This is a genomic window from Streptomyces sp. AgN23, from assembly GCF_001598115.1.
In the GTDB taxonomy this organism is placed as follows: domain Bacteria; phylum Actinomycetota; class Actinomycetes; order Streptomycetales; family Streptomycetaceae; genus Streptomyces; species Streptomyces antimycoticus.
Genome location: NZ_CP007153.1, coordinates 2,348,061 through 2,371,266, shown reverse-complemented (window position 1 = coordinate 2,371,266; position 23,206 = coordinate 2,348,061). Strand labels below are relative to the sequence as shown.

Annotated in this window: 15 protein-coding genes and 2 pseudogenes; 13 read left to right on the top strand and 4 right to left on the bottom strand. The window is 67.5% G+C overall.

Features of this window, described 5'->3' with window-relative positions:
• Window positions 1-43 precede the first annotated feature (43 nt).
• The 4 genes from AS97_RS10250 (at window position 44) to AS97_RS10235 (ending at window position 4,780) form a co-directional block, all read left to right on the top strand.
• Window positions 44-1,408 (top strand): MFS transporter, encoded by a 1,365-nt coding sequence (locus AS97_RS10250; protein ID WP_059148100.1) that lies wholly within the window; start codon window positions 44-46, stop codon window positions 1,406-1,408.
• Window positions 1,405-1,974 (top strand): cysteine hydrolase, encoded by a 570-nt coding sequence (locus tag AS97_RS10245; RefSeq protein ID WP_236669762.1) that lies wholly within the window; start codon window positions 1,405-1,407, stop codon window positions 1,972-1,974. Before AS97_RS10250 ends, AS97_RS10245 begins: the two co-directional genes overlap by 4 nt.
• A 169-nt stretch (window positions 1,975-2,143) precedes the next feature.
• On the top strand, window positions 2,144-3,421 hold the full coding sequence (locus tag AS97_RS10240) for an extracellular solute-binding protein (RefSeq protein WP_210564749.1): 1,278 nt from the start codon (window positions 2,144-2,146) through the stop codon (window positions 3,419-3,421).
• 111 nt (window positions 3,422-3,532) lie between these two features.
• Window positions 3,533-4,780: an ABC transporter substrate-binding protein gene (locus AS97_RS10235; RefSeq protein WP_312847035.1), complete on the top strand. Its 1,248-nt coding sequence runs from the start codon at window positions 3,533-3,535 to the stop codon at window positions 4,778-4,780.
• Here the strand turns inward: AS97_RS10235 and AS97_RS10230 are convergent.
• The 4 genes and pseudogenes from AS97_RS10230 to AS97_RS10215 form a co-directional block, all read right to left on the bottom strand.
• Window positions 4,746-5,195, bottom strand: a complete 450-nt coding sequence (locus AS97_RS10230; protein ID WP_210567183.1) for a GNAT family N-acetyltransferase — start codon at window positions 5,193-5,195, stop codon at window positions 4,746-4,748. The two genes, AS97_RS10235 and AS97_RS10230, sit on opposite strands and share 35 nt — an antisense overlap.
• A 48-nt stretch (window positions 5,196-5,243) precedes the next feature.
• Window positions 5,244-6,513 (bottom strand): annotated as a pseudogene (locus AS97_RS10225) (IS256 family transposase).
• Between the two features lie 128 nt (window positions 6,514-6,641).
• Window positions 6,642-6,848: pseudogene (locus AS97_RS10220) on the bottom strand (transposase); the annotation flags it as partial.
• 360 nt (window positions 6,849-7,208) lie between these two features.
• A complete protein-coding gene (locus AS97_RS10215) occupies window positions 7,209-10,730 on the bottom strand; it encodes an indolepyruvate ferredoxin oxidoreductase family protein (RefSeq protein WP_210564748.1) in 3,522 nt (1,173 codons plus the stop codon).
• Between the two features lie 919 nt (window positions 10,731-11,649).
• Here AS97_RS10215 and AS97_RS10210 point away from each other — a divergent pair.
• From AS97_RS10210 to AS97_RS10170, 9 genes are all read left to right on the top strand, one after another.
• Complete coding sequence (locus AS97_RS10210; RefSeq protein ID WP_210564747.1) at window positions 11,650-12,147, top strand: Lrp/AsnC family transcriptional regulator; 498 nt, start codon at window positions 11,650-11,652, stop codon at window positions 12,145-12,147.
• A 451-nt stretch (window positions 12,148-12,598) separates the two neighbouring features.
• Complete coding sequence (locus AS97_RS10205) at window positions 12,599-13,144, top strand: hypothetical protein (RefSeq protein ID WP_210564746.1); 546 nt, start codon at window positions 12,599-12,601, stop codon at window positions 13,142-13,144.
• Window positions 13,141-13,773, top strand: coding sequence for a hypothetical protein (locus tag AS97_RS10200; protein ID WP_210564745.1), 633 nt, complete (start codon window positions 13,141-13,143; stop codon window positions 13,771-13,773). Before AS97_RS10205 ends, AS97_RS10200 begins: the two co-directional genes overlap by 4 nt.
• A gap of 185 nt (window positions 13,774-13,958) precedes the next feature.
• The gene (locus AS97_RS10195; protein WP_210564744.1) at window positions 13,959-14,597 is read left to right on the top strand and encodes a hypothetical protein; all 639 of its coding nucleotides are present in this window, start codon (window positions 13,959-13,961) and stop codon (window positions 14,595-14,597) included.
• A gap of 681 nt (window positions 14,598-15,278) precedes the next feature.
• A complete protein-coding gene (locus AS97_RS10190; RefSeq protein ID WP_125760015.1) occupies window positions 15,279-16,481 on the top strand; it encodes a PP2C family protein-serine/threonine phosphatase in 1,203 nt (400 codons plus the stop codon).
• 4 nt (window positions 16,482-16,485) lie between these two features.
• Window positions 16,486-18,873: a SpoIIE family protein phosphatase gene (locus tag AS97_RS10185; protein ID WP_059148092.1), complete on the top strand. Its 2,388-nt coding sequence runs from the start codon at window positions 16,486-16,488 to the stop codon at window positions 18,871-18,873.
• A 231-nt stretch (window positions 18,874-19,104) separates the two neighbouring features.
• Window positions 19,105-20,274: a glutathione-independent formaldehyde dehydrogenase gene (locus AS97_RS10180; RefSeq protein WP_125760016.1), complete on the top strand. Its 1,170-nt coding sequence runs from the start codon at window positions 19,105-19,107 to the stop codon at window positions 20,272-20,274.
• A gap of 318 nt (window positions 20,275-20,592) precedes the next feature.
• Window positions 20,593-22,500 carry a molecular chaperone DnaK gene (dnaK, locus tag AS97_RS10175; RefSeq protein WP_210564743.1) on the top strand — a complete coding sequence of 636 codons (1,908 nt, stop codon included), beginning with the start codon at window positions 20,593-20,595 and terminating at the stop codon, window positions 22,498-22,500.
• Window positions 22,501-22,596: 96 nt separating this feature from the next.
• Window positions 22,597-23,202 carry a nucleotide exchange factor GrpE gene (locus AS97_RS10170; protein ID WP_125761988.1) on the top strand — a complete coding sequence of 202 codons (606 nt, stop codon included), beginning with the start codon at window positions 22,597-22,599 and terminating at the stop codon, window positions 23,200-23,202.
• Window positions 23,203-23,206 lie beyond the last annotated feature (4 nt).

Below are 23,206 nucleotides of genomic sequence, written 5' to 3'. Positions count from 1 at the left end.
CACCTCACCACCCTCGGAAACCGCTCACCGAGAGGACCCCGCCATGGCCGAGGTCACCGCCCTGACAGAGACCGACGATGACATGCGCCGTGTATGGCGCAAGGTAGGTATCCGCATCATCCCGCTCATCGGCCTCGCCTACGTGATGAGCTACATCGACCGTGCCAATCTCGGCTACGTGGCACAGTCGCTCAACAAGAGCCTCGGCATCACCGCCGGACAGATGGGCCTGGCCTCCGGCCTGTTCTTCATCGGCTACATTCTCGTGGAAATCCCCAGCAACATGATGCTGCGCCGGTTCGGAGCGCGGAATTGGATCACCCGCATCCTGGTCTCCTGGGGCCTCGTCACCATGGGAACCGCGGCCGTGCAGAGCGTTGGCCAGCTCTACGTCATGCGAATCCTGCTCGGTTTCGCGGAGGCCGGGCTGGCCGCCGGAATCCTGCTGTACATGACCTTCTGGTTTCCCAGGAGACAGCGCGCATGGGCCATGTCGATCTTCTTCATCATGATTCCGCTGTCCGGCATCATAGGATCGCCACTCGCCGCGGCCATGCTGTCCTGGGGCGAACAGCTCACCGGGTACGCCGGGTGGCGGTCGTTGTTCTTCACCGAGGGCCTCTTCACCATCCTGTCCGGCACCCTGATCTACTGCCTGCTGCCGGACCGGCCCGCCGACGCGAAGTGGCTGACACCCCAGGAGAAGGACGCCATCCAGCATCGGCTCACCCTGGAAACCGCCCAGCAGAACGCACACGGCGCACTCACCGGGATGCGCCAGGCGCTCTCCAGCGGACACGTGTGGATGCTGTCCTTCGCCTTCTTCGCCATCGTCTTCGGGCTGTACCCCATCGCCTTCTTTCTGCCGACGATGATCTCCACGCTCACCGGGAACGCCTCCACGATCTCGGATGTCAGCAGTGTGCTGCTCGCCGGCATCCCCTCGGCCATCGCCATCGTCGCCATGCTCGCCTGGGCCAAGGTGGCGGCACGCCGGTCCGTGGTGTTCTCCACCGCGGTACCCATGGCCTTCGGTGTCGTAGGTCTGCTGCTGGCCACCTTCACCCACAACGACGTCCTGTTCATCGCGGCGTTCTGCGTCAGCGTCTCCGGCATCTTCACCGCTATGCCGCACTTCTGGCGACTGCCGCCACTGTGTCTGACCGGTGCCGCCGCAGCCTCGGGCATCGCGCTGATCAACTCGGTGAGCAACGTCAGCGGCTTCATCGGCCCCTATATGACCGGCGCCATCGCGGACGCGACCGGCGACTTCACCTACGCCCTCCTGGCCATCGCCCTCATCATGATCATCGGAATGACGATCCTGCTGACGGCAGGGCGAAAGGCGGAACAGTCCACCGCTCAGGATTCACTGCCTCAGATTCACGACACGGAGGAGATCGGGTGACCCGGCGCACCAACACCGCACTGATCGTCGGTGACATGCAGACCGGCATACTGGCGAACTACCCGTTCTCCCGGGCGCCCCTGCACCCCATGCAGTCGTTTGTATCCGTGGCTCGCGAGCACGGCATCCTCGTTGTCTTCGTACGCACAGAACTGCGTGCCTCGGGAGTCGATGTCTCCGAGAACAACACCTCGTTCACAGCGCTCCACCAAGCCGGCACGCTGTTTCATGAGGGATCCGGGGAGACGGACGTCGTTCCGCAACTGGCGCCGCAAGCAGAGGATGTCGTCATCACCAAGCGCCGCACCAGCGCATTCGTCGGAACGGAACTCGACCTGGTGCTGCGCGCGCGGCATGTCGAATCGATCTTGCTCACAGGCGTGGCGACCAGCGCCATGGTCGCGGCAACGCTCTACGACGCCCTGGATCGCGACTACCGGCTCACCGTCATGAGCGATGCCTGCGCGGATGCCGAGGCGGACGTCCACGACTTCTTCATGGAGCGGGTCTTTCCCGGGCGAGGCGCACAGGTCATGACAGTGGGGTCCTGGCTCGGAGAGCGGTAGACCGCTCCTCTGCAAGAGCGATACCCCTTCCGCTCTGAGGATCCTGCCAGACGCCCCGGTCCAGCACGACGACACATATCCCATGTTCATCGTCGGATGCCGAACCGGGGCGTCGCAGCTTCCTGCCAACCGGCTTCGGAATCGAGAAGGTTGCAGAATGAGAAGAAGCATGAACCGACGCGGATTCATGGGCATCGCGGCGGGATTGGCCGGCCCTGCGCTGTGGGGAAGTGCGCGATGCAGTGCGCCCGGTGACCATCCGACGGTTCTCAAAATGATCGCCACTGACTTCAGCGATCTGGAGGGCAACAATCCCACCCAGGTCTACTGGGACGCATTGATCCAAAAGTTCGAGAGAGAGCACCCCGGAATCACGGTCGATGTCGAGGTGCACAGCCGGGGGAGCGCCGAGGAGGCTGTGGCAGAACTCATCAGACAAGGCGAGACCCCGGACATCGCGCAGATCGGCTCGTTCGCCCAGTACGCCGCGGCCGGACAGCTCTACACCGCCGACCGGGTGCTCTCAGTCCCAACGGAGGCCGACTTCATTTCCCCTCTCGCCAAGGCCGGCACGGTGCGCCATGTGCAGTACGGGATGCCCTTCGTGGCCGGTATCCAGATGCTCTTCTACAACAAGAGGCTGTTTGCCAAGGCGGGTCTCGACCCCGATTCCCCGCCGAGTACCTGGCGTGAATTGAGACAGGCGGCTGACGCACTCGCGGCGGCCGGGATCACCATCCCGTTCGGGCTGCCGCTGGGTGAGGAGGACGCACATGTGGAAGCCATGACCTGGATGCTGAACAACGGGGGCGGCATCGCCGAGTACGACGACTACGCCATCGACGCGCCTGCGAATGTCCAGGCCCTCAACTGGCTGCGGGTGAACCTGGTCGGGGCCGGTCTCACCACGGCCAATCCCGCCATCGCGGATCGGCAGCAACTGTTCGACCTCTTCACTCGCGGCGAAGTCGGTATGGTCAACGGCAGTTCAACTCTCATGGGCCAGGCAGACCGCAGGAAATTCGACTACGGTGTGGCGCCGACACCCAGCAATGGCCGACGCGTGCATCGCAGCATGAGCGACGCCCAATGGATCATGGCCTTCAAGGCGAACGGGAACCGAGAGGAGATCCGAGCCTTCCTCGGGTATGTCTACCAGGCCGAGAACCATGACCGGTTCGTCGACCGCTACGGTCTGCTGCCGGTCACCACATCAGCGACCCAGCGGATACTCGCCCACGGCAAGGACAAGCGTATTCGGCCTTTGCTCGGGGAATTGGAGACAGCCGAGCTGTTCCCCGTCGGAAAGCCCTCCTGGGGGCTGGTCAGCCGGGACATCCGCCGGTCCGTCGGAGGAAGCATGATGGCGGACACCTCACCCAGCAGTGTGCTCCGGAGACTTCAGTACGAGGCTGTGCAGGCTTCGTTGCAAGACACGCAGAATTGAGATCTCTCTGAGGTCTCAATTAATAGTGGCATCTCTGAGTCGTACATTCAGACCCATGGCGGCCGAGTGGCGAGGCGACTCGATGGATCTCTCGGCACTTGCTCCCCATCTATGGGTGGTTCCTCTCCGCTCCGGAAGTCAGGTCACATGAGATCCAAGGCAATACGCGTTTGTGCAGGGCTGATCGCAATCTCGACGCTCGCCGCATGTGGGGGAGGGAAGAACGAGTCCGCAGACTCCGGGCACGGGATTCCGTCCGGTCCGATCGTGATCGGAATGCCCATTGCGTTGACGGGGCCGATCAACGCCTACGACGGCAACACCCTGACCGGTGTCCGGCTGGCCGCGGATGAGATCAACACGAAGGGCGGCATCAAGGGACACAAGATCAAGGTGATAACGGCGGATACCGCTTCGAACATCGCCCAGGGAACGGCCGCCGCCCAGGACGTCGTCAACGAGGGAGCGCAGTTCCTCGTGCCGACCATCGACTACAACTACGGTCGCGCTGCTGCCCGCATCGGTGCCAAGCGCGGCCTGATCGTTCTCGGCGCCGCCGACGACACCCGATTCGGCAAGAGCCTCGGCGACAACGTGTTCAACCTCGGCACGGGGGGTCCCACGCAAGGGGCGGCGCTGGCCGAGTACGCGTACACCACCCTCAAGTGGCGCAAGGCTTATGTACTCCAGGACACCGGGCTGGCGGCTCAGAAGGCGACCTGCGAGGTTGGCTTCTCCGGGGCATTCAGGGCACATGGCGGCCGGGTCACCAAGGATTCCTTCCAGCAGGCGAGCGAGTCCGCGGTCGTCTCGGCGGTGAGCCGCGTGAAGGCGGCCGCCGCAAAGGTCGATGGCGTCATGCTCTGCGGATACCCGCCACAGGGCGCCACCGCTATACGGAAGTTGCGCGCGGCGGGTGTCACCGCTCCGCTGTTGCTGAGCACCGGATTCGACGGCAACTTCTGGACGCCGGCCGTTCCGGACCTGCGGAAGACCTACTCCATCAGCTTCGCCGCGGTCACCCCCGGCCAGGCCAAGGACCCCGAGGCGGCCAAGGCATTCAAGGCTGCGGAGAAGGCCGACAAGCCCGTTACCCAGTCGCTCGCCTTCCTCACCGGCTACAGCGCCGTTCAGACCATCGTGGACGCGGTGGAGGCCACCAACAGCACAAGTGCGGAGAAGATCCGCCCCTACCTGGAGGCGTACAAGAACCACAAGCTGGCCATCGGACGGACGACGTGGACGGGTGAATGCCACGCCAGGGCCGGTGGCCAAATGGTCATCGCACGCTTCGTCAAGGGCACGGAGCGACATGCCGCAACCGTCACCCCGTCCAAGCTCCCCCAGAGGGTCTGCTGAATCGGGTCATCGGTGCCGGCGCACTCGAACGCGTCGGCACCATGCCCACCCCGCCCCACTGTGCAAGGAATCGCCTTCGCGACCAGCGGGGTGCTGTGCGGCGTGGCCGGATACGCTTGGCCTCGGTTAGGACGTGCTCCAGCAGCTGGGATGCGATCCCGCTTCGCTTGCGCGCCGACGAGGTGCGCATCGACTTCAGCTCTGCGTGACCCGCGTCCAGCTTCTTGATCGCACGGCAACCCACCAGCGCGTCACCGTCCAGGACCGACCAGAAGGCGACCTCGGGGACGCGAAGTTCGTCGAGGTCGAGGGCATGCTTGCTCTCCAGCGGTGTGATGGAGCGCATCTCCTGTACGTGCTCTTCGAGGAACTCGGCGATCTGCCGACCGGAGAGGTCGTCGACGACGATGTCCATGCCGCTCGCTTTCTCATCGAGACTTGCCGCTGCAGGCATCACGCCACCTTAAGCAGCCTCGGCTTGGAGCCGATCGTCGGGCCGTTCGACGAGCTGGCCGCCTTCGAAGCGGGCTCCGGCGCGGACGAGGGCGACGAGGTGCGGTGCGTTCACGGCCCGCCACCGCTGCCGGGCGGCTTCGACGAGTTTGAAGACCATCGACAGGGCGGCAGTGCGGGAGTCGGCGCCGCGGGTGACCTTGGTCCGCAGCCGGACGGTGGAGAAGGTGGACTCGATGGGGTTCGTGGTGCGCAGGTGGATCCAGTGCTCGGCCGGGAAGTCGTAGAACGCCAGCAGCTCGGGCTCGTCCTCGGTGATCTTTTTGACGGCCTTGGGGAACTTCGCGCCGTAGAGCTTGGCGAACGTCTTGACCGCCGCCTCGGCGTGGTCACGGTCCTCGGCGTTGTAGATGTCCTGGATGGCCTTTTTCGCGCCGGGCTGCGCGGTCTTCGGCATGGAGCCGAGGACGTTGGCGGTTTTGTGAACCCAGCACCTTTGTTCACGGGTTTCGGGGAGCACCTCGGCCAGGGCATTCCAGAAGCCCAGGGCGCCGTCGCCGACCGCGAGCACGGGGGCGCGCATGCCCCGGCGTGCGCAGTCGCGCATCAGGTCGGCCCACGACTCGGTGGACTCGCGGTAGCCGTCCTTGAGCGCGACCAGTTCCTTGGAACCGTCGGTGCGGCCCCCGATGAGCACCAGGACACAGGCCCTGGCTTCTTCCAGGCGGACCTTAAGGTGGATGCCGTCGGCCCACACGTACACGTAGTCGACGTCCGCCAGGTCGCGGTCCATGAACGTGGCGTGGTCGGTCTGCCACTGCTGGGTGAGGCGGGTGACCGTGGCCGGGGAAAGCCCGGGCCGGGCTGCCGAGGAACTGCTCCAGCGCGGGGACGAAATCGCCCGAGTACAGGCCGTGCAGGTAGAGCAGCGGCAGCACCTCGCTGATCTTCGGCGACTTTCGGCACCACGGCGGAAGGATCGCCGAGGAGAACCGCTTGCGCTCGCCCATGGCCTCGTCGAGGCGCTTGTCGTTCACCCGCGGTGCCTTCACCTCGACCACCCCGGCCGCGGTGGTGACCTTGCGAGGCTGGTGGTAGCCGTTGCGAACCACGAGCCGTCGGCCGACGTCGTCCCTCTGAGCGGCCAACTCGGCTATATAAGAGTCGATTTCGGCCTCCAGGGCCGCCGCGAGCATGCGCCGGGCGCCGTCCCGGACGATCTCGTCGATCGGAGAGGAGCCGTTGGCGGCGGTGCCATCGTCGTTCACTACGCTGAGCACGGGCGTGCCTTCCCGACCCGCGCTGCGAACGCGGGCCTACTCGATGCCAGTCAATCGATCACTCGGGAATACGCCCTCCACGTGTGCCCTCCCGAGCTGATCCACGGGTAATGAGCATTGCTCTCGCGTTGGGCCGCGGTGGCGATGATGAACAGGTCCTTCGCGTCGGTCTTGGCCTCGCCGGGATAGAGGTCGGCGATCCGCTGCATCGTTAGTCCGGGCGGGTAGGCGACCGGGCAGCCCATGGCCCGCTCGACCGCCAGCGGCAAGGCCCTGATCGAGGCCGTCTGGTCGACCACGACCAGCACGGTTCCGTGCTTGACCTTGAGTTTCGCGAAGAGTAGCGCCACCCGACGCGTTCACGTCCTGGGCGTCACCGCCCACCCGACCGGCCCCAGTACACCGGGCGGACGCGTCGCCGAGACCACGGTCCTCGGGGGACGCGTCCGCCTCGGCGTATGCGAGCCTTTCGCTCCGTTATGCAGGTAGCGCACGGGGACGCGGAGGGCGCGCAGTGCGCCATACCGTCACGCGCTCCGGTGCCCGAAACGACAGCAGGCCCAGCATGGGGGGCGTCTCCGTCTCCGCCAGCTCCACGTCCGGCAGTAGGGTCGCGTGAAGGGTGTCATTATTCCGATCAGGCTGCTGAGCTGGGCGTTCTCTGTCGATGGTGAGGCAATCGCGGAACCCTGGTCTCAACGACGCGTCGGCGCCTCGTGTACGGGGGTCGGCCGCAGCTTCTCCAGGAGCTCGGTCCGCCGTCGGTGGTAGGCATCGACGTTGTCCAGCTTGATCTGCTCGTAGCCGCGGACCATGTCGGGAAGTTCTGCCAGCTCCATCACGGCATCGAGATCATTGGGCCGCGCGGTGGACAGGGCTCCCAGGATGGTTTCGCGGTACTCCAGGATCAGCTCGCGCTCGACGCGGCGGACCTCCACGTAGCCGAAGAGGTCCAGGCGGGTTCCGCGGACCTTGCGCATGGCCCGGAGGGTCCGGAACACCAGGCGGAACCAGGGGCCCAGGCTGATCTTCCGATCCATGCCGAGTGCTCTGAGCACCGGAGGATGCAGTCGGTAGGAGTACCGCGCCCCTTCACCGAACCGGGCCTCGATGTCCTGGGTCAGCGTCTGCTCGAGGGAGAGTCGGGCGACCTCGTACTCGTCCTTGTAGGCCATGAGCTTGTAGAGGTTGCGGGCGACCGCCTCGGTGACCGCGGTGGAGGTCGGCTCGTGGCGGCGGACCCGCTCGACGAACTCCGCGTACTCCCGCGCGTATCGCTCGTCCTGGTACGCGATGAGGTCCGGCACCCGGATGTCCAGCAGACGTGCCAGTTCGGAGCCGGGGTCCGCGCCGACCATGGCCCGCACCCGCCCAGCGGCCGGGTGGACACGCCTGGCTGTGGCCATGGCCGAGGCGGACGGGCCGGGCGTGGCGGCGGCTGTGAACGCCTCGGGGTCGTCGACGAGCTGACGGCCCCGTCGGAATGCCTGAAGATTGCGTCGCACTGCCGTGCCGTTCAGCGTGATCGCGCGCTCGATGGCTTCCGCGGTCAGTGGGAGCGCTCCGGTCTGGAACGCCGCGCCGAGTTGCAGGACGTTGGCGTACTGGTCGTCGTCGAACAGCGCCTCCGCCAGCGCGCGGGCGTCCAGATACACGGCGTACGCGCTGACCGCATCGATGGCCGAGCGGATACGGCCCTCCGCGGGGAAGGTAACCGTGGGATCGATGATCATCCGGCCGGTGGGGATCTCGGTTGTGCAGACCACGGCGGTCGTCCGGCCGGGGTCCGCCGCCGCCAGATACTGCGCTTCAGCGCCCACCAGGGCGTCGCAGGCCAGGTAGAGATCGCATTCGGCGGTGGCGAGTTTTGCAGCCTGCTCCACCACCTCTGACGTGATCTTGATGTCCGACACCACGGCGCCGCCCTTCTGCGCCAGCCCCGTCTGGTCGAGGGTGCGCACCTGCCTGCCATCGATCACCGCGGCAGTGGCGAGGACCTGGGCGACCGTGACCACACCGGTGCCGCCCACTCCCGTGATGCGCACCGTGAAGTCATCGGAAATGGTCCGCCGCTCAGGCGTCGGCAACGCTTCGGCAGCCAGGTCGGGCACGTCCTGGCGGCGCTCGGAGCGCCCGGGGACGACGGTCAGGAAGGACGGGCAGTCACCGTCGAGGCAGGAGTAGTCCAGGTTGCACGAGGACTGGTTGATCTCCGTCTTACGGCCGAACTCCGTGGCCACCGGATGGACGGACAGGCAGTTGGACTTCGTACCGCAGTCCCCGCACCCCTCGCAGACCCGCTCATTGATCACCACCTTGGTATCGGGCGTGGCCGCCTTGCCGCGGCGCCGCTTCCGCCGCTTCTCGGCCGCGCACTCCTGATCGTGGATGAGCACGGTGACTCCAGGTATGGCGGCCAGTTCCTCCTGAGTGCCGAGGAGCCGGTCGCGATGGCGGACCTCGACGCCCTTGGGCAGCCTGGTCTTGCGCAGCCGCTCCGGGGCGTCGCTGGTGATGACCACCTTCGCCACCCCCTCCAGGAGCAGCAGTGCGGCAAGCCGGTCGACGGGGAGGCCGCCGACCGCATCCTGGCCGCCGGTCATCGCGACGGCCGAGTTGTACAAGAGCTTGAAGGTGATGTTGACCCCCGCGGCGACGGCCGCCCGTACCGCGAGGCTGCCGGAGTGGGTGAACGTGCCGTCGCCAATGTTCTGTACGAAGTGCTTGTCGGCGACGAACGGGGCCATCCCGATCCACTGGGCCCCCTCACCGCCCATCTGGGTCAGCCCGACCACGTTCCCCACCTGCTCGGGCTCCATGAACACGGCCATGGTGTGGCAGCCGATACCGGCTCCCACCAGCGAGCCTTCGGGAACCTTCGTCGATGAGTTGTGTGGACAACCGGAGCAGAAATACGGCGTCCGGGTCAGCAGGGGCAGGGAGATCCGTTCCCTGCGGCGCCTCGTCCGCCAGGCGGTGACGGAGCCGATGTCCCTGTGTGCGGTCAGGCGGCGGGCGAGCCCGGCCGCGATCGTCTCGGGACCCAGTTCCCCGATCTCGCTGAAGAGCGTCGTACCGTCCGGGCCGACCTTGCCGTACACGGCGGGCGCGCCGGGCACCGCGTAGAGGATGTCCTTGATGGCCGCCTCGATGAAGGACCGTTTCTCCTCCACCACGATGATCTCGGTGAGTCCGCCGGCGAACTCCTTGATGATGGTGGGCTCCACGGGGTGGATCGCACCGAGCTTCAGTACCCGGATCCCGTGGCGCGCGAGGTCCTTCTCGTCGAGTCCCAGGTCGCGCAGCGCCTGGCGGAGATCGAGGTACGGCTTCCCCGCGGCCACGATGCCGATCCGGTCGGCGGAGGTGCCGCTGATCAAGCGGTTGATGCCGCTGGCGCGGATGTATTCGGTGGCGAGCGGCAGCCGTACGGTGTGCAGGCTGCGTTCCAGCGCGGCGAGGCTGGTGCCCAGCAGATGGGCGCTCGGACGGTGGCTGTACGGTGTGGTGCCGCCGCGCGGGGTCAGGACCGGAGGGCGCCAGCCGGGGTCGACTGTCGCGGTGCCGGCCGCGTCCGCCACGTTGGTGACCACCTTCATCGCGGCCCAGACGCCACTGGCCCGGGACAGTTCCACGGCATGCAGTCCGTAGTCCAGGATGTCCTGCGTATCCGCCGGGTAGAGGACCGGCAACGCCAGGTCCGCCAGGGCGCGTTCGGAAGCGCAGGGCACCGTCGAGGACTTGGCCACCGGATCGTCGCCGACGAGCGCGAGCGCACCGCTCGCGGCCGGGACGCCCACGAGGTTGGCGTGCCGGAAGGCATCGGCCGCGCGGTCCAGCCCCGGGGACTTGCCGTACCAGAGCCCGATCACACCGTCCGGCCCCATACGGGTCGCCTCGCCCGCCAGTTGGCTGCCCATCACCGAGGTGGCCGCCAGTTCCTCGTTCAGCCCCGGCTGATGGGAGATGGCGTGCTCGGCCAGCAACGCGGAGCGTCGCGCGAGCTCCAGGTCGAAGCCGGCCAACGGTGAGCCCTCGTACCCCGAGACGAAGGCCGCGGTGTCCCGTCCCAGCCGCCGGTCATGCCTGACCCGGTCGAAGAGGACACGCACCAGAGCCTGGACGCCGGTGAGGTAGACCGTCCCCCGCTCCCTCAGATAACGGTCGTCGAGCGTGAAATCATCATCCGTCGCCGCGTGGACAACCGCTGCGGACATCCAAACATCACCTGACTCTCAAGGGCCTCGGACATTAAAGCTGGGGTCAATTCAACTGATGCTATGGGCCGCCTATGGATGTGCGTCAACGAGAAACTCTCGTCACTGGGCCACCGGCCCAGTGAGCGATGAGCGTCTCTTGACCTCAAGAGGCCATTGGCACATCCGGGTCGACCTCGACCGAGTTCGGCTCGCTGTTGTGTGAAGTGTGTGGCCGAGCAGTGGTTGCTGCCGGGGGTTGCCCGGAGAAAGGCCAAGGTGGTAGTCAGTGAAACAAGGGGCTCTCGTTGATTTCCATTCACGGCCGGGAGATATCATCATGTTCGACACAAGGACCACAGCGACGAGTTGGTGTTCAGAGCTTCCCCGGCCAGCGGAGGGCGCGTCCTTCAACGGGTTCAGCGAGGGGAATCTCTACTTCCAACGCTGCCTCTGGTGCCAGACACCCGCGTTCCGCCGCGTATTGTGCCCGATATGCAGATCGTCCCGCCTGGGGTGGGTGTTGAGCGAGGGCATCGGCGATGTCCTGCACGCCACATCGATCTTCCGCGACAATACTCGACGGAACTACTCAGTGATCCATATACAGGAGGGCTTTTCGCTGCGTGCTCGCGTCATCGACATAACCCCCTCAGCCGTGCACCGGGGAATGCGGGTACGGCTGGACGCGGACGCCTCGAATCCACTGGATCTGGCCTTCCGCCCCCATTGCGGCCCTCAAGTCGGCCGATGAGTACCACTGCGCCACGCCCTCAGTATGGACGGCCGACACTCTCCCCCCCAGCCCTGAATGACTGTGCAAGTGGACCAAAGAGTAGGCATGCGATATCTAGAAATGTCAAGAGATCCGAGAGTATGTTGAGCCAATAGCTCATCGGAGGCTCATCGAGCCGACAGCGGAAAGGCCATCGGTACAGCCATGGACGACCTCGATACCGCACTCCTCCGCCTTCTGCTGGAAGAGCCGCGCGCCGGCATGCGCGAGTACGCGCGGATCCTCGGGGTGGCACGGGGCACCGTGCAGGCCCGCCTCACACGCCTGCAGCGCGAGGGCGTGATCGCTGATCTCGCTCCGCATCTGAGCCCCGCGCGGATGGGCTATCCCGTGCTCGCCTTCGTCCACCTCCACCTGGCACAGGGCCAGCTGGACAAGGTCACAGGACGGCTGGTCCTGATACCCGAGGTGATCGAGGCGCACACCATAGCGGGCGAGGGAGATCTTGTATGCAGGGTCGTGGCGCGTGAGAACCACCATCTGGAAGACGTGATCCAGCAGTTGATCAAGACGCCGGGCGTCGTTCGCACCAAGACGGAAGTCGCCCTCAGCGAGCGCGTCAGCCATCGCCTGCTGCCCCTCGTCACACAGAACGGCACCCCTCGGCCCCTCACCCGGAATCCGGCCTCTGACCCCCGGTGAAGCGCCGCCCGCCAGCAGTACCGACAGGCCCCCGTTACGTGTGGATCGGTCGCCCTACGCCGTCGCCCTACGCCGTCGCCATGGGCGCCGACATACCGGGGTGGACAGCACAGGCGGCACCCTGTCGGACTCTGGCGCCCGATTCACGGACGTCGTGTGCGTGTTTTCCTGCGGGGTGGGGGTTTGAGGTCGGGGTCGGCGAAGTGGGTGCGGCGTGTGGTGGGTCAGGGCTGTTGTGGCCTGGTCTCGGTATCGGCTGCGGCGGATGCCGGTGGTGTGGACGGCCTGGGAGATCGTGCCATCGAGGTCGGAGTGCTTGGTGAAGCGCCGTTTCCAGGTGTCGGTTTCCTGCGCGATGCGTTGCTGTTGGTGGAGGTGGTCGTGTTGCCACACGAACGCCTACGACGGCACCCACTGCAACCTGAACTTCTCGCCATGGCGGGAGTTCGTCGTGGACACCACCGCCCCCGGTGTGCCGAAGAGCGTCGTGTCGGAAACGTACCCGGAGAACCTGCCGGGCGGTGCCGTGGGGGAGCGGGGTCGGTTCGATGTCGATACCGGCGTCGATGACGCCCGCGACGTGGAGTACCGGATCGGGCCGGCCGACACCGACGACGACGGTAACAGCGGTAACACCAGCACTGAGGGGTGGCAACGCACTCCGACGACCAACAACGGCTTCGCCGCCAAAACCTCGTTCTACGCCGCCCCTGCCGAGGACGGCAACCATCAGGCGGAGGTGCGGTCAGTGGACCGGGCCGACAACACGGGCGCGACTCGCGTCTACGGCTTCGCGTCGCCGAGGCGTACCGACACGGGCGTGCCAAGAAGATCGACATCGACCTTCCCAAGCCGAACATCGGCGCGACCGCTCCCGGATCTCATGATGAGCCGCAGCCCGCGTGGGATTGGGCCACCGTGCAGCAAAACGACATGGTCAGGGACGGCAGGCCGCAGATGTATCGCAGCACCGGTCCGAAGAGCCGTTCAACGGTGACATTGACGCCGCTGGCGGAGTTGAAGCGCAGCCCGGAGGAAGCGGCGAGTGCGCGACGGCAGTTGCGACTGCCCGAATACCCGGACCCGATCATCAAGGGGGCGTGGTGTGACCAGACGCTGGTGAACATCAAGGCGCAGATGACGCGGACCGAGGAGTGTCTGCCGACACAGGTGACCTTTGAGGTTACGGATCTGGCGTCCCAGCCGCCGAAGGTGTACCAGCAGATGTTCGACGTGCTGTACATGCTGAAGACCGATCCGGAGAGCAACAAGATCAAGACGTGGATGCAGATCGACCCGAGGGATTGGTCGATCCCCGCACCCAAGCTGCCGTTCCCCGGCGGAGCGAACGGAATGATTCTGCTTGACGTCCAGTCGTGGTGCCAGTCCGACGGCTGCGACAAGCAGGCCCAGGACTGGGACTTCTACGGAGGTCGGTCCAGGTGGAGCGGCAACCAGGACCAGCACATCATCACCGGAGCCGCCGACTTCGAGTGGAACGGCGGCGTCAACAACCCCTCTGGGAGCAAGGACAAGGACCTCTCCAGGGACTCCCGCTGCGGTGGTGGATGGACTGGGGTACGACTATTCCGGGTGTCCCTGATCCGACCGGCGAGGACGAGATAGTGTCGCCGCCAACGACGGCCCGCTGCGCCAAGGTGATATCCGGCAAGGCCCCGGGGTGTGTGAAGTGACCGGTCGCTGCGCCGCGCAGGTTCGGATGGACTGACCTGTGCGGTCCGGCTACGCAGGGGCACGCCCACCTGGTGGACTTCGGGTAGGCGTGCCCCTCTTTCCCCTCGCCTACGTCAATGGAGGACATGATGAGCGACGTTCTGCCCGCCTGGGCCGCCATCACCAACTGGCTGGCGGTGCACGCGCCCGCCTCGCACGCCACCTTACGGCCGGGCGCTGCCGTGGCCGATGTTCGTTCCACCGAGGAGGCATTGGGAATGGGCCTGCCCGTCGACCTGGTGACGCTGCTGACGATGTGCGACGGAACGGTCGATGCTTCAGCCCTTGACCGAGACCCCGACGAGTACGACCCGGGCCTGTTCCTCGCCCAGCATCATCTGCTGCCGCTTGAGGAAATCACGCAAGTCCGGGGCCGCGGAGGGAACATCGACCCGTTCTGGGGGTCGTGGGTTCCGTTCGCCGTCACCGACTACTCCCTCCCCCCGTGGGGCGGCCTGGCAATCGACGTCGAAGGCCGCCTCGCCACCTTCAACCAGGAGGGCGGTGAGCCGCCGTCGGCACCGCTCACCTCTCCTGGGTACGGATCCCTCAGCGAGTTCCTGGACATTGTTGCTGAAGCCCTCACTCAAGGCACCGGCCCATTGATGGCCGAGGCCACACCCGGATTTCACCGGGGCGCACTCGTATGGGGGCCGTTGCCGGGCGAGGGCGCTCCATGGACGTCGGTGCATTCGAAGGACGGCTCCACAGCCTGAGGGCAGCGCGATACGAGTCGCTGCTCTTGCGGGTTTTCGGGACGGTCAGGGCGAGCTTGTTGTTGTCGATCGCCGAGAGGGTCCAGCGAATGTAGCCGGTGCGTGAGCAGAGGTGGACGTCGTCCCAGTGCAGGCTGAGGGCTTCGCCTTTGCGGAGGCCGGTGCCGATGAGGAACTCGGTCAGGTCGGCGAAGTCCGGATCGGCTGTGTGGCAGTGGCGGAGGAAGCGGATTGCCTGGGTCGGGGTCCAGATGGTGCGTTCGGCGGAGGCCGGGCGTGGCAGCACGGTGGGCCGGACGACGTTCACGGGGAGTCGGTGTTGGCGGACGGCGTCGCCGATCGCGCTGGAGAGGGTGGCGAGGATGTGCCAGATGGTGGGGCGTCCGCGGCCTGCGGTGAGCTGGGCTTGTACGAAGTGGTGGGTGTGTTCGTAGGCGAGTTCGTCCAGGCGGATCGGGCCGAGGGCCGGGATCAGGTCGTGGTGGACGAACGGGGCGTCGAGCCGGCCCGGCAAGAGCGGCGCGTTCAGCTGGACGAGGCGGAGAAACAGGTGGCCCGTGCGGAGCGCGAGGGCGTGCCTCGGCCGCCGACCGACGGAGGAGGGCTGAGTCGGCCCCGCGGGGAGGCCGGGACGGTGGCCGCGGACGACGCCGGAAGAGAGCCCGCCGTACAGTTGCTCGTATGGTGGACACGGATGTGCCGACCTCGGCCGGGGCCGCCGAACAGCTGCTCGAGGAGCTGGTCAGCGCCACCCAGCAAGCCTCCCCTGCTGAGTTCCCGGAGGTCCTGAACCGCTATGCCGGGGCCATGGGCTTGGGCCGTGCCGTCGTCCATCTGATCGATCTCCAGCAGAGGCTGCTGCTGCCGCTGGCCGAGGATGAGACGGAACTCCCGGTGGACGCCTCCCTCGCCGGATGGGCGTACCGCACGGACGCCCTGCGGGTGGAGGAGGACGGCTCGGGCGGGCTGGTCGTATGGCTGCCGCTGGCCAACGGGGCCGAGCGGCTGGGAGCCCTGCGCCTGCGGATGGAGTCCCTGGACGGGCTGCGGCTGTGGCGCTCGCGGGCGCTGGCCTCGATCCTCGGCTTGGTGATCACCTCCAAGCGCACCGACATCGACACGTTCGCGCAGCGCACCCGGACCCGGCCCATGCAGCTGTCCACGGAGATGGTGCGGGCCTTTCTGCCACCACGTTCGATCGGTACCGGCCGGGTGGTCTCCACCGCGGTCCTGGAGCCCGCGTACGAGCTGGGAGGCGATGCCTTCGACCATTCGTTCACCGAGGACGTGCTGCACGCCACGATCCTCGACGTCATGGGCCACGATCTGGCGCCCGGCCTCGCCACCTCCGTGGCCATGGCGGGGTCACGCAACGCCCGGCGTACGGGCGCCGACCTGGCCTCGCTCGTCGGCGCCGTGGACTCGGCGCTGTCGACCTGGCTCCCGGATCAGGTCTGCACTGGCATCTTCACCCAGTTGCACATGCCCACGGGGGTGCTGCGCTGGTCAAACTGCGGCCATCCGTCCCCCTCGCTCATCCGCCGCCACCGGCTGCTGGAGGAGGAACTGGAGCGGCCTTCCGAGCTTCCGCTGGGGCTGCCCGCCAGCCTGGCCGCTGGTCCCCGGCAGATGCACGCGGCATCCCTGGAACGCGGTGACCGGATTCCGCTGTACACCGACGGTGTCGTGGAATCGCGCGATGAGGGAGGCGAACAATTCGGCCTGGACCGCTTCACCGACCCCATCATCCGGTCGACGGCCGCCGGGCAGAACGCCACGGAGGTGCTCCGCCTGCTTGTTCATGCCATCGTCGACCGTCGGTGCAACGAACTCAGCGACGACGCCACGATTCTGATGATCGAATGGTGGCCGCCGGGACCGTAAGACGATGTCCTCCGTGGTGAACGAGCCTCTCGACATGGTGTACCTGGCCACGGCCACGATGGATTCGCACTGCGTCGTGACCGGGTGGAGCGATGGCGCCCAGCGGCTGCTCGGCTACCGGCCCGAGGAGATCGTGGGGCGAGCGGTGACCGAGCTGTGGGCCGGGGAGACCGCCGCCGAGGCGGTCGGGCGCTGCCTGGCCGGCCGGTCGAAGTGGAGCGGACGGGCGGGGCTGTGCCACCGTGACGGCCATCGGGTGGAGGCGGAGGCACTGGCGCACCGCGTGGTGGCGGACGGCGGTGCCACCGGGTGGCTCCTGGTGTCCGCCGTCGCGCGGGAACCGCGTTCGCCCGAGGCCGACGCGGCTGTGGGGGCGTTCACCCAGGCCCCGTGCGTGCTCGCGGTCTTCGACACGGACCTGCGGCTGGTGCGGGCGAACGCCGAAATGGAGGCGGCGGCGGCCGTCACCGAGGATCGGATGCGCGGTATGCGTCTGGTCGAACTCCTGCCGCACCCGGAGAGCGAGAAGACGGAGGAGGGCATGCGCCGCGCGCTGGAAAGCGGCGAACGGCAGGTCCTGGAGGTTTATGTGCGGGTGCCCGGGGAGAGCCGTGAGCATGCCTGGACGATCTCGCTCGCGCCGCTCAAGGACCGGAGGGGCCGCGTGTACGGCGTGTGCTTCGCCGCCTACGACACGGCCCGCCGGCACCAGGCCCAGGAACGGTTGCTGCTGCTGAACGAGGCGGGGAAGCGCATCGGCTCCACCCTGGACCTCGCGCATGTCACCCATGAACTGGCCGACGTGGCTGTCCCCCGGGTCGCCGATTTCGTCGGCGTCGACCTGCTCACCTTTCTCGACCAGGGTGAGGAACCCCCCTCGGGCCGGCTGTCCGGCCCCATCACCATGCGCCGCGCAGCCCATCGCTCCGTCCTCCCCGGAACCCCGGAGGCCGTGGTCGGCGTGGGCGAACTGGACACCCACCCGGAGTCCTCACCGTCGGGCGAATGCCTGGCCGAGGGCCGGGCCATCCTCTACCAGGTGAGCGACGAGCTCATGGTCCGGTGGGACGCCCTCGACCCGGTACGGGCCGCCCGGATCCGGGAGTACGGAATCCACTCGGAGCTGGTGGTGCCGATGCGCACCCGCGGTGTCACCCTTGGCGTGGTGTTCTTCGCGCGCCATCGGACGCCGGTACCCTTCGACGAGGACGACCTGCTGCTGGCCGAGGAGATCACGGCCCGAGCGGCCGTATGCGTGGACAACGCACGCCGCTACAAGCGCGAGCGCATGACGGCCAGGGCTCTGCAGCGCAATCTGCTGCCGCGGCGCCTGCCCGACCTGGCCGCGATGGAGGTCACCTCGCGCTATCTGCCCTCGGAAACCTGGGCCGGCGTCGGCGGCGACTGGTTCGACGTGATCCCGCTCTCCGGCGCTCGCGCCGCCCTGGTGGTCGGCGATACCGTGGGCCGTGGCGTCGAGGCATCCGCCACCATGGGGCGGCTGCGCAGCGCCATACGCACCCTGGCCGATATCGATCTGCCGCCCGGCGAGCTGCTCACCCACCTCGCCGGTCTCGTGACCCGGCTGGCGGCCGAGGACGATCCCGAACCCCCCGGGGCCACCGGTGCCACCTGCCTGTACGCGGTCTACGATCCGGTCTCCCGCCATTGCACGCTCGCCAGCGCCGGCCACCTCCCGCCCGTCGTGGTCACCCCGGACGGCAGCGCCGACATCCTCGACGTCCCCAACGGCCCGCCCCTCGGCCTCGGCACCCTGCCCTTCGAGGCGGTCGAGACCGAACTGTCCGAGGGCAGTGTCCTCGCCCTCTACACCGACGGTCTGGTCGAGGGCAGCGACCGAGCGATCGACCAGGGACTGGAGGCGCTGTGCGAGGCCCTGGCCCAGCCGGGCCCGTCCCTGGACGCCCTCGGTGACACTGTCCTGCGGACTCTGCTCCCCGCCCGCCCCGACGACGATGTCGCCCTGCTCCTCGCGCGCGCCCGGGCCCTCGGCCCCGACCGGGTCGCCACCTGGGAGATCCCCCCGGAACCCGCCGTCGTCCCCCGGATCCGGCGGGAGGTCACCGCCCGGCTGATGGACTGGGGACTGGAGAAGCTGGTCTTCACCACCGAGCTGGTCGTCAGCGAACTGGTCACCAACGCGATCCGCTACGGCCGCCCGCCCATCCGGCTGCGCCTGATCCGCGACCGCACGCTCCTCTGCGAGGTCTCCGACTTCAGCAGCACGGCACCGCATCTGCGCCGGGCCCGCACCTTCGACGAGGGCGGCCGCGGCCTCTTCCTGGTGGCCCAACTCGCCCAGCGCTGGGGCACTCGCCTGGAGGTCCATGGCAAGACCATCTGGGCCGAGCAGGATCTCTCCGACGAATGACCGGGGCCGTGGGCGCCGCCCCACCCCCGCCGACCGCGGTCGCGTTCGAGGTGCCCGGATGAGACCGTGGAGGACAGGGCGACTCGTCTCCCACAGCAGGCGGCATGTGCCGCCCTCGCAGCGGGGCCGCAGGACATGACGGCCGCGCCACCATCCATCCACCATCACTCGCGGCCTGGGCCGGGTGACGACAGTGGGCGCATGCGTGTGGTGGTGAGGCGAGGAGTGATCATGAAAGCAGCTGTATACGAAGGACCGCGGAACGTCACGGTCGAGGAGAAGCCCGATCCGAGGGTCGAGCACCCCTGCGACGCGATCGTCAAAATCACCACCACCAATATCTGCGGCTCCGATCTGCACATGTACGAAGGGCGTACCTCGTTCGAGAGGGGCCGCATCTTCGGGCACGAGAACCTGGGGCAGGTCGTCGAGGTCGGCTCGGCGGTCAGAAAGCTCAAGGTCGGCATGTATGTGGTGCCGCCGTTCAACATCGCCTGCGGTTTCTGCAAACAGTGCGAGCGCGGCTTGACCAACTACTGCCTGACCATGCAGCCCGAGCCCTCGGCCGCCGGAGCCGCTTACGGCTTCGCGGACATGGGGCCGTACCAGGGCGGCCAGGCCGAGTTCCTGCGCGTGCCGTACGCGGACTTCAACGCGCTGCGGCTGGGCGAGGACGCCGAAGAGCGCCAGAGGGACTACGTGATGCTGGCCGACATCTTCCCCACCGGCTACCACGCCACCGAGATGGCGGGCGTCAAGCCCGGGGACCAGACCGTCATCTACGGTGCGGGTCCCGTGGGGCTGATGGCGGCCTACTCGGCGGTGATCAAGGGTGCTGGACGGGTGTGGGTGTGCGACTTCCACACCGATCGGCTGCGCAAGGCCGAGGAGATCGGCGCCATACCGATCGACATGCGCGAGCAGGACCCGGGCGAGGTCATCAGGGAAGCCACCATGGGGCTCGGCGCCGACAACGGCTGCGAGTGCGTCGGCTACCAGGCCCATGACCCATCGGGCCACGAAGACGCCTCCCGCACGTTGAACGGCCTGATCGAGAACGTCCGCTTCACCGGCTGCATCGGCGTGGTGGGCGTGTTCGTCCCCGAGGATCCGGGCGGCAGGGAAGCCCAGCCCCAGATCGGCGACTTCGAGGCCAAGGGCAAGGTGCCCATCGACTGGGGCAAGCTGTGGTTCAAGGGCCAGAAGATCGGCACCGGCCAGGCACCGGTGAAGAGGTACAACCGCCGACTGCGCGACCTGATCGCCGGGGGCAAGGCCAAGCCCGGCTGGGTGGTCTCCCATGAGCTTCCGCTGGACCAGGCCCCCGACGGCTATGACCACTTCGACCGCCGGGACGAGGGCTGGACCAAGGTCATCCTGCACCCGGACGGTTCCGGCTGACCCGGCGGCCGGGCGCCGCTGTCCTGGTGCCTGCCCCGAGGCCCACGAGGCCGGGGCGCATCCTGGCCGCGCGGGGCGGCCATCCTTGCCCGGGTCGGCCTGGGAAGCGGCGAGCCGGTGTGCCCGGGTGCGGGTCGCCCGGATCGCGCCCGCTCGTACCTGTCCTCGGTGGCGGTCTGGGGCGCCGACATTAGACCCCACAGGCCTGGGCGTTCATGCGTCCGATTTGTCACCCTTGGAAGAAGGCTTGCTCACCGATCCTGTTCCCGCGGCTGATCGGGTTGTGTGTGGCCCGCGGCCGTTCCGGAAGGAGTTGCCATGGCCAAGGCAGTCGGTATCGATCTGGGTACCACCAACTCGGTGATCGCGGTGTGGGAGGGGGGTGAGTCCTCGGTGGTTCCGAACTCCGAGGGAAGCCGCACCACACCGTCGGTGGTGGCCTTCACCGACTCCGGTGAACGGCTGGTGGGGCAGTTGGCCCGGCGCCAGGCGATTCTCAATCCCAAGGGCACGGTCTACTCGGCCAAGCGGTTCATCGGCCGGCACTATGAGGAGGTGTCCGGCGAGGCCGGGGCGGTGGCCTACGACGTGGTTCCGGATGACCAGGGCCTGGCCCGGTTCAAGGTGCGTGGGAAGCTGTACTCGCCGGAGGAGATCAGCGCCCGGGTGTTGCGCAAGCTGGCTGATGACGCCGGGAAGCAGCTCGGCGAACGGGTCACCGAGGCGGTCGTCACGGTGCCCGCGTATTTCAACGACGCGCAGCGCAGCGCCACCAAGGATGCCGGTGAGATCGCCGGTCTGAAGGTGCTGCGGATCATCAACGAGCCGACTGCCGCTGCTCTCGCGTACGGCCTGGACAGGAAGGGCCATGAGACGGTCCTGGTCTTCGACCTCGGCGGCGGCACTTTCGACGTGTCGATTCTGGATGTCGGGGACGGGGTGGTGGAGGTGCGTTCCACCGCGGGCGACAGTCACCTGGGCGGCGACGATTTCGACCGCCGGCTGGTGGACCACTTCGCCGACACGTTCCAGCAGGAGAACGGCATCGATCTGCGCGGGGATCCGCAGGCGCTGCAGCGGCTCTTCGAGGCCGCGGAGAAGGCCAAGACCGAGCTGAGTTCGGTGACGCAGACTCAGGTCAGTCTGCCGTTCATCACGGCGGACGCCGCTGGTCCCAAGCATCTGGCCGAAACTGTGATGCGGTCTACGTTCGAGCACCTCACCGCTGATCTGGTGGAGCGCTGTCTGGGGCCGGTGCAGCAGGCCATGGCTGATGCCAAGGCCGGGGAGAGCGATATCGACGAGGTGATCCTGGTCGGCGGCTCGACCCGGATCCCGGCCGTACAGGCTCTGGTCCGCCGGCTGACTGGTGGCAAGGAGCCCAATATGAGCGTCAACCCCGACGAGGTCGTGGCCCTGGGGGCCGCGATCCAGGCCGGGGTGCTCAAGGGTGAGGTCAAGGATGTCCTGTTGCTGGATGTCACTCCGCTGTCGCTGGGTGTGGAGACGCGTGGTGGTGTGATGACGAAGATCATCGACCGGAACACGACTATTCCGGTGCGGCGTACTGAGACGTTCTCCACGGCCGAGGACAATCAGCAGGCGGTGGACATCGTGATCCTGCAGGGTGAGCGTGAGCGGGCTGCTGACAATCGGGTGCTGGGGCGTTTCCAGCTGACGGGTATCCGTCCGGCGCCGCGGGGTGAGCCGCAGGTGGAGGTGACCTTCGATATCGATGCGAATGGCATTTTGAATGTCACGGCGCGGGATCAGGACACCGGCAAGGAGCAGTCCGTTCAGATCAGCGAGACCGGCAATCTGGACCGTGGTGAGGTTGAGCGGATGGTGCAGGAGGCTGAGCGCAACCGCGGTGAGGACCAGGCGCTGCGTGAGGCTGTGGATGCGCGCAATGAGCTGGACGCCACCGCTTACCAGGTCGAGAAGCGGCTATCCGACCTGGGTGATGCGGTGCCCTCCCATGAGCGGTCGCGTGCCGAGATGCTGGTGAATGATGCCCGTGAGGCGGTCAGGAACGAGGCGGGTGTCGACCGGACCAGGCCGCTGGTCTCCGAGCTTCAGCAGGTCTACGCGGGCCTGGCCGCGCATGAGACGGCCGGTGCCGGTCCGGGCGCGGCGGGCGGCGCCCAGGACGCCGGGGCCGGGGGCGGGGCCGGGGGCGGCGGAGGTCATGAGGACGTCATCGACGCCGAGTTCGACAAGGACTGACCAGCCGGGCCCGTACGACCGACCCGGCCGATACGGCCGATACGGCCGATACGGCCGATACGGCGAAAGTAGAGGAAGGCTGACGGAGAGGCCGCCATGTCCACTCAACCGCAGCAGCCCGAGCCGGTGCCGGAGGGCGCCGTGACGGAGCCGGAGCCGGATCTGCCTGCCCCGGGTACCGCGGAGGTGCGCGGCGCGGGCGGGGAGGGCCCCGGTCCGGACGCGGCCGGCGGCCCCGCCGACACCGCGTCCGGCGAGGCGTCCGGCGGGCAGGCTGCCGCGCTGGCGGAGCTGGACGACCGCTGGCGCCGGGCCCTGGCTGATCTGGAGAACCTGCGCAAGCGCCACACCAGGGAGCTGGAGCGGGAGCGGGCTGCCGAGCGGGCCAGTACGGCGGCGGTCCTGCTGCCCGTCATCGACAATCTCGAACTCGCCCTCTCCCATGCCGAGGCCGACCCCGGTTCGATCGTGGAGGGCGTCAAGGCCATCCGTGACCAGGCCGTGAACACCCTGGCCCGGCTGGGCTACGAGCGGCGGGGCGAGACGGGGGTGCCGTTCGACCCGGCCCGGCACGAAGTGGTGGGTGTGGTCGAGGACCCCGAGGCGGAACCGGGCACCGTGGTCCAGGTCCTGCGCCCTGGCTACGGGGACCCCGGCAACCAGCTGAGGCCGGTGGCCGTGGCCGTGGCGAAGCGGGAGTGAGCCG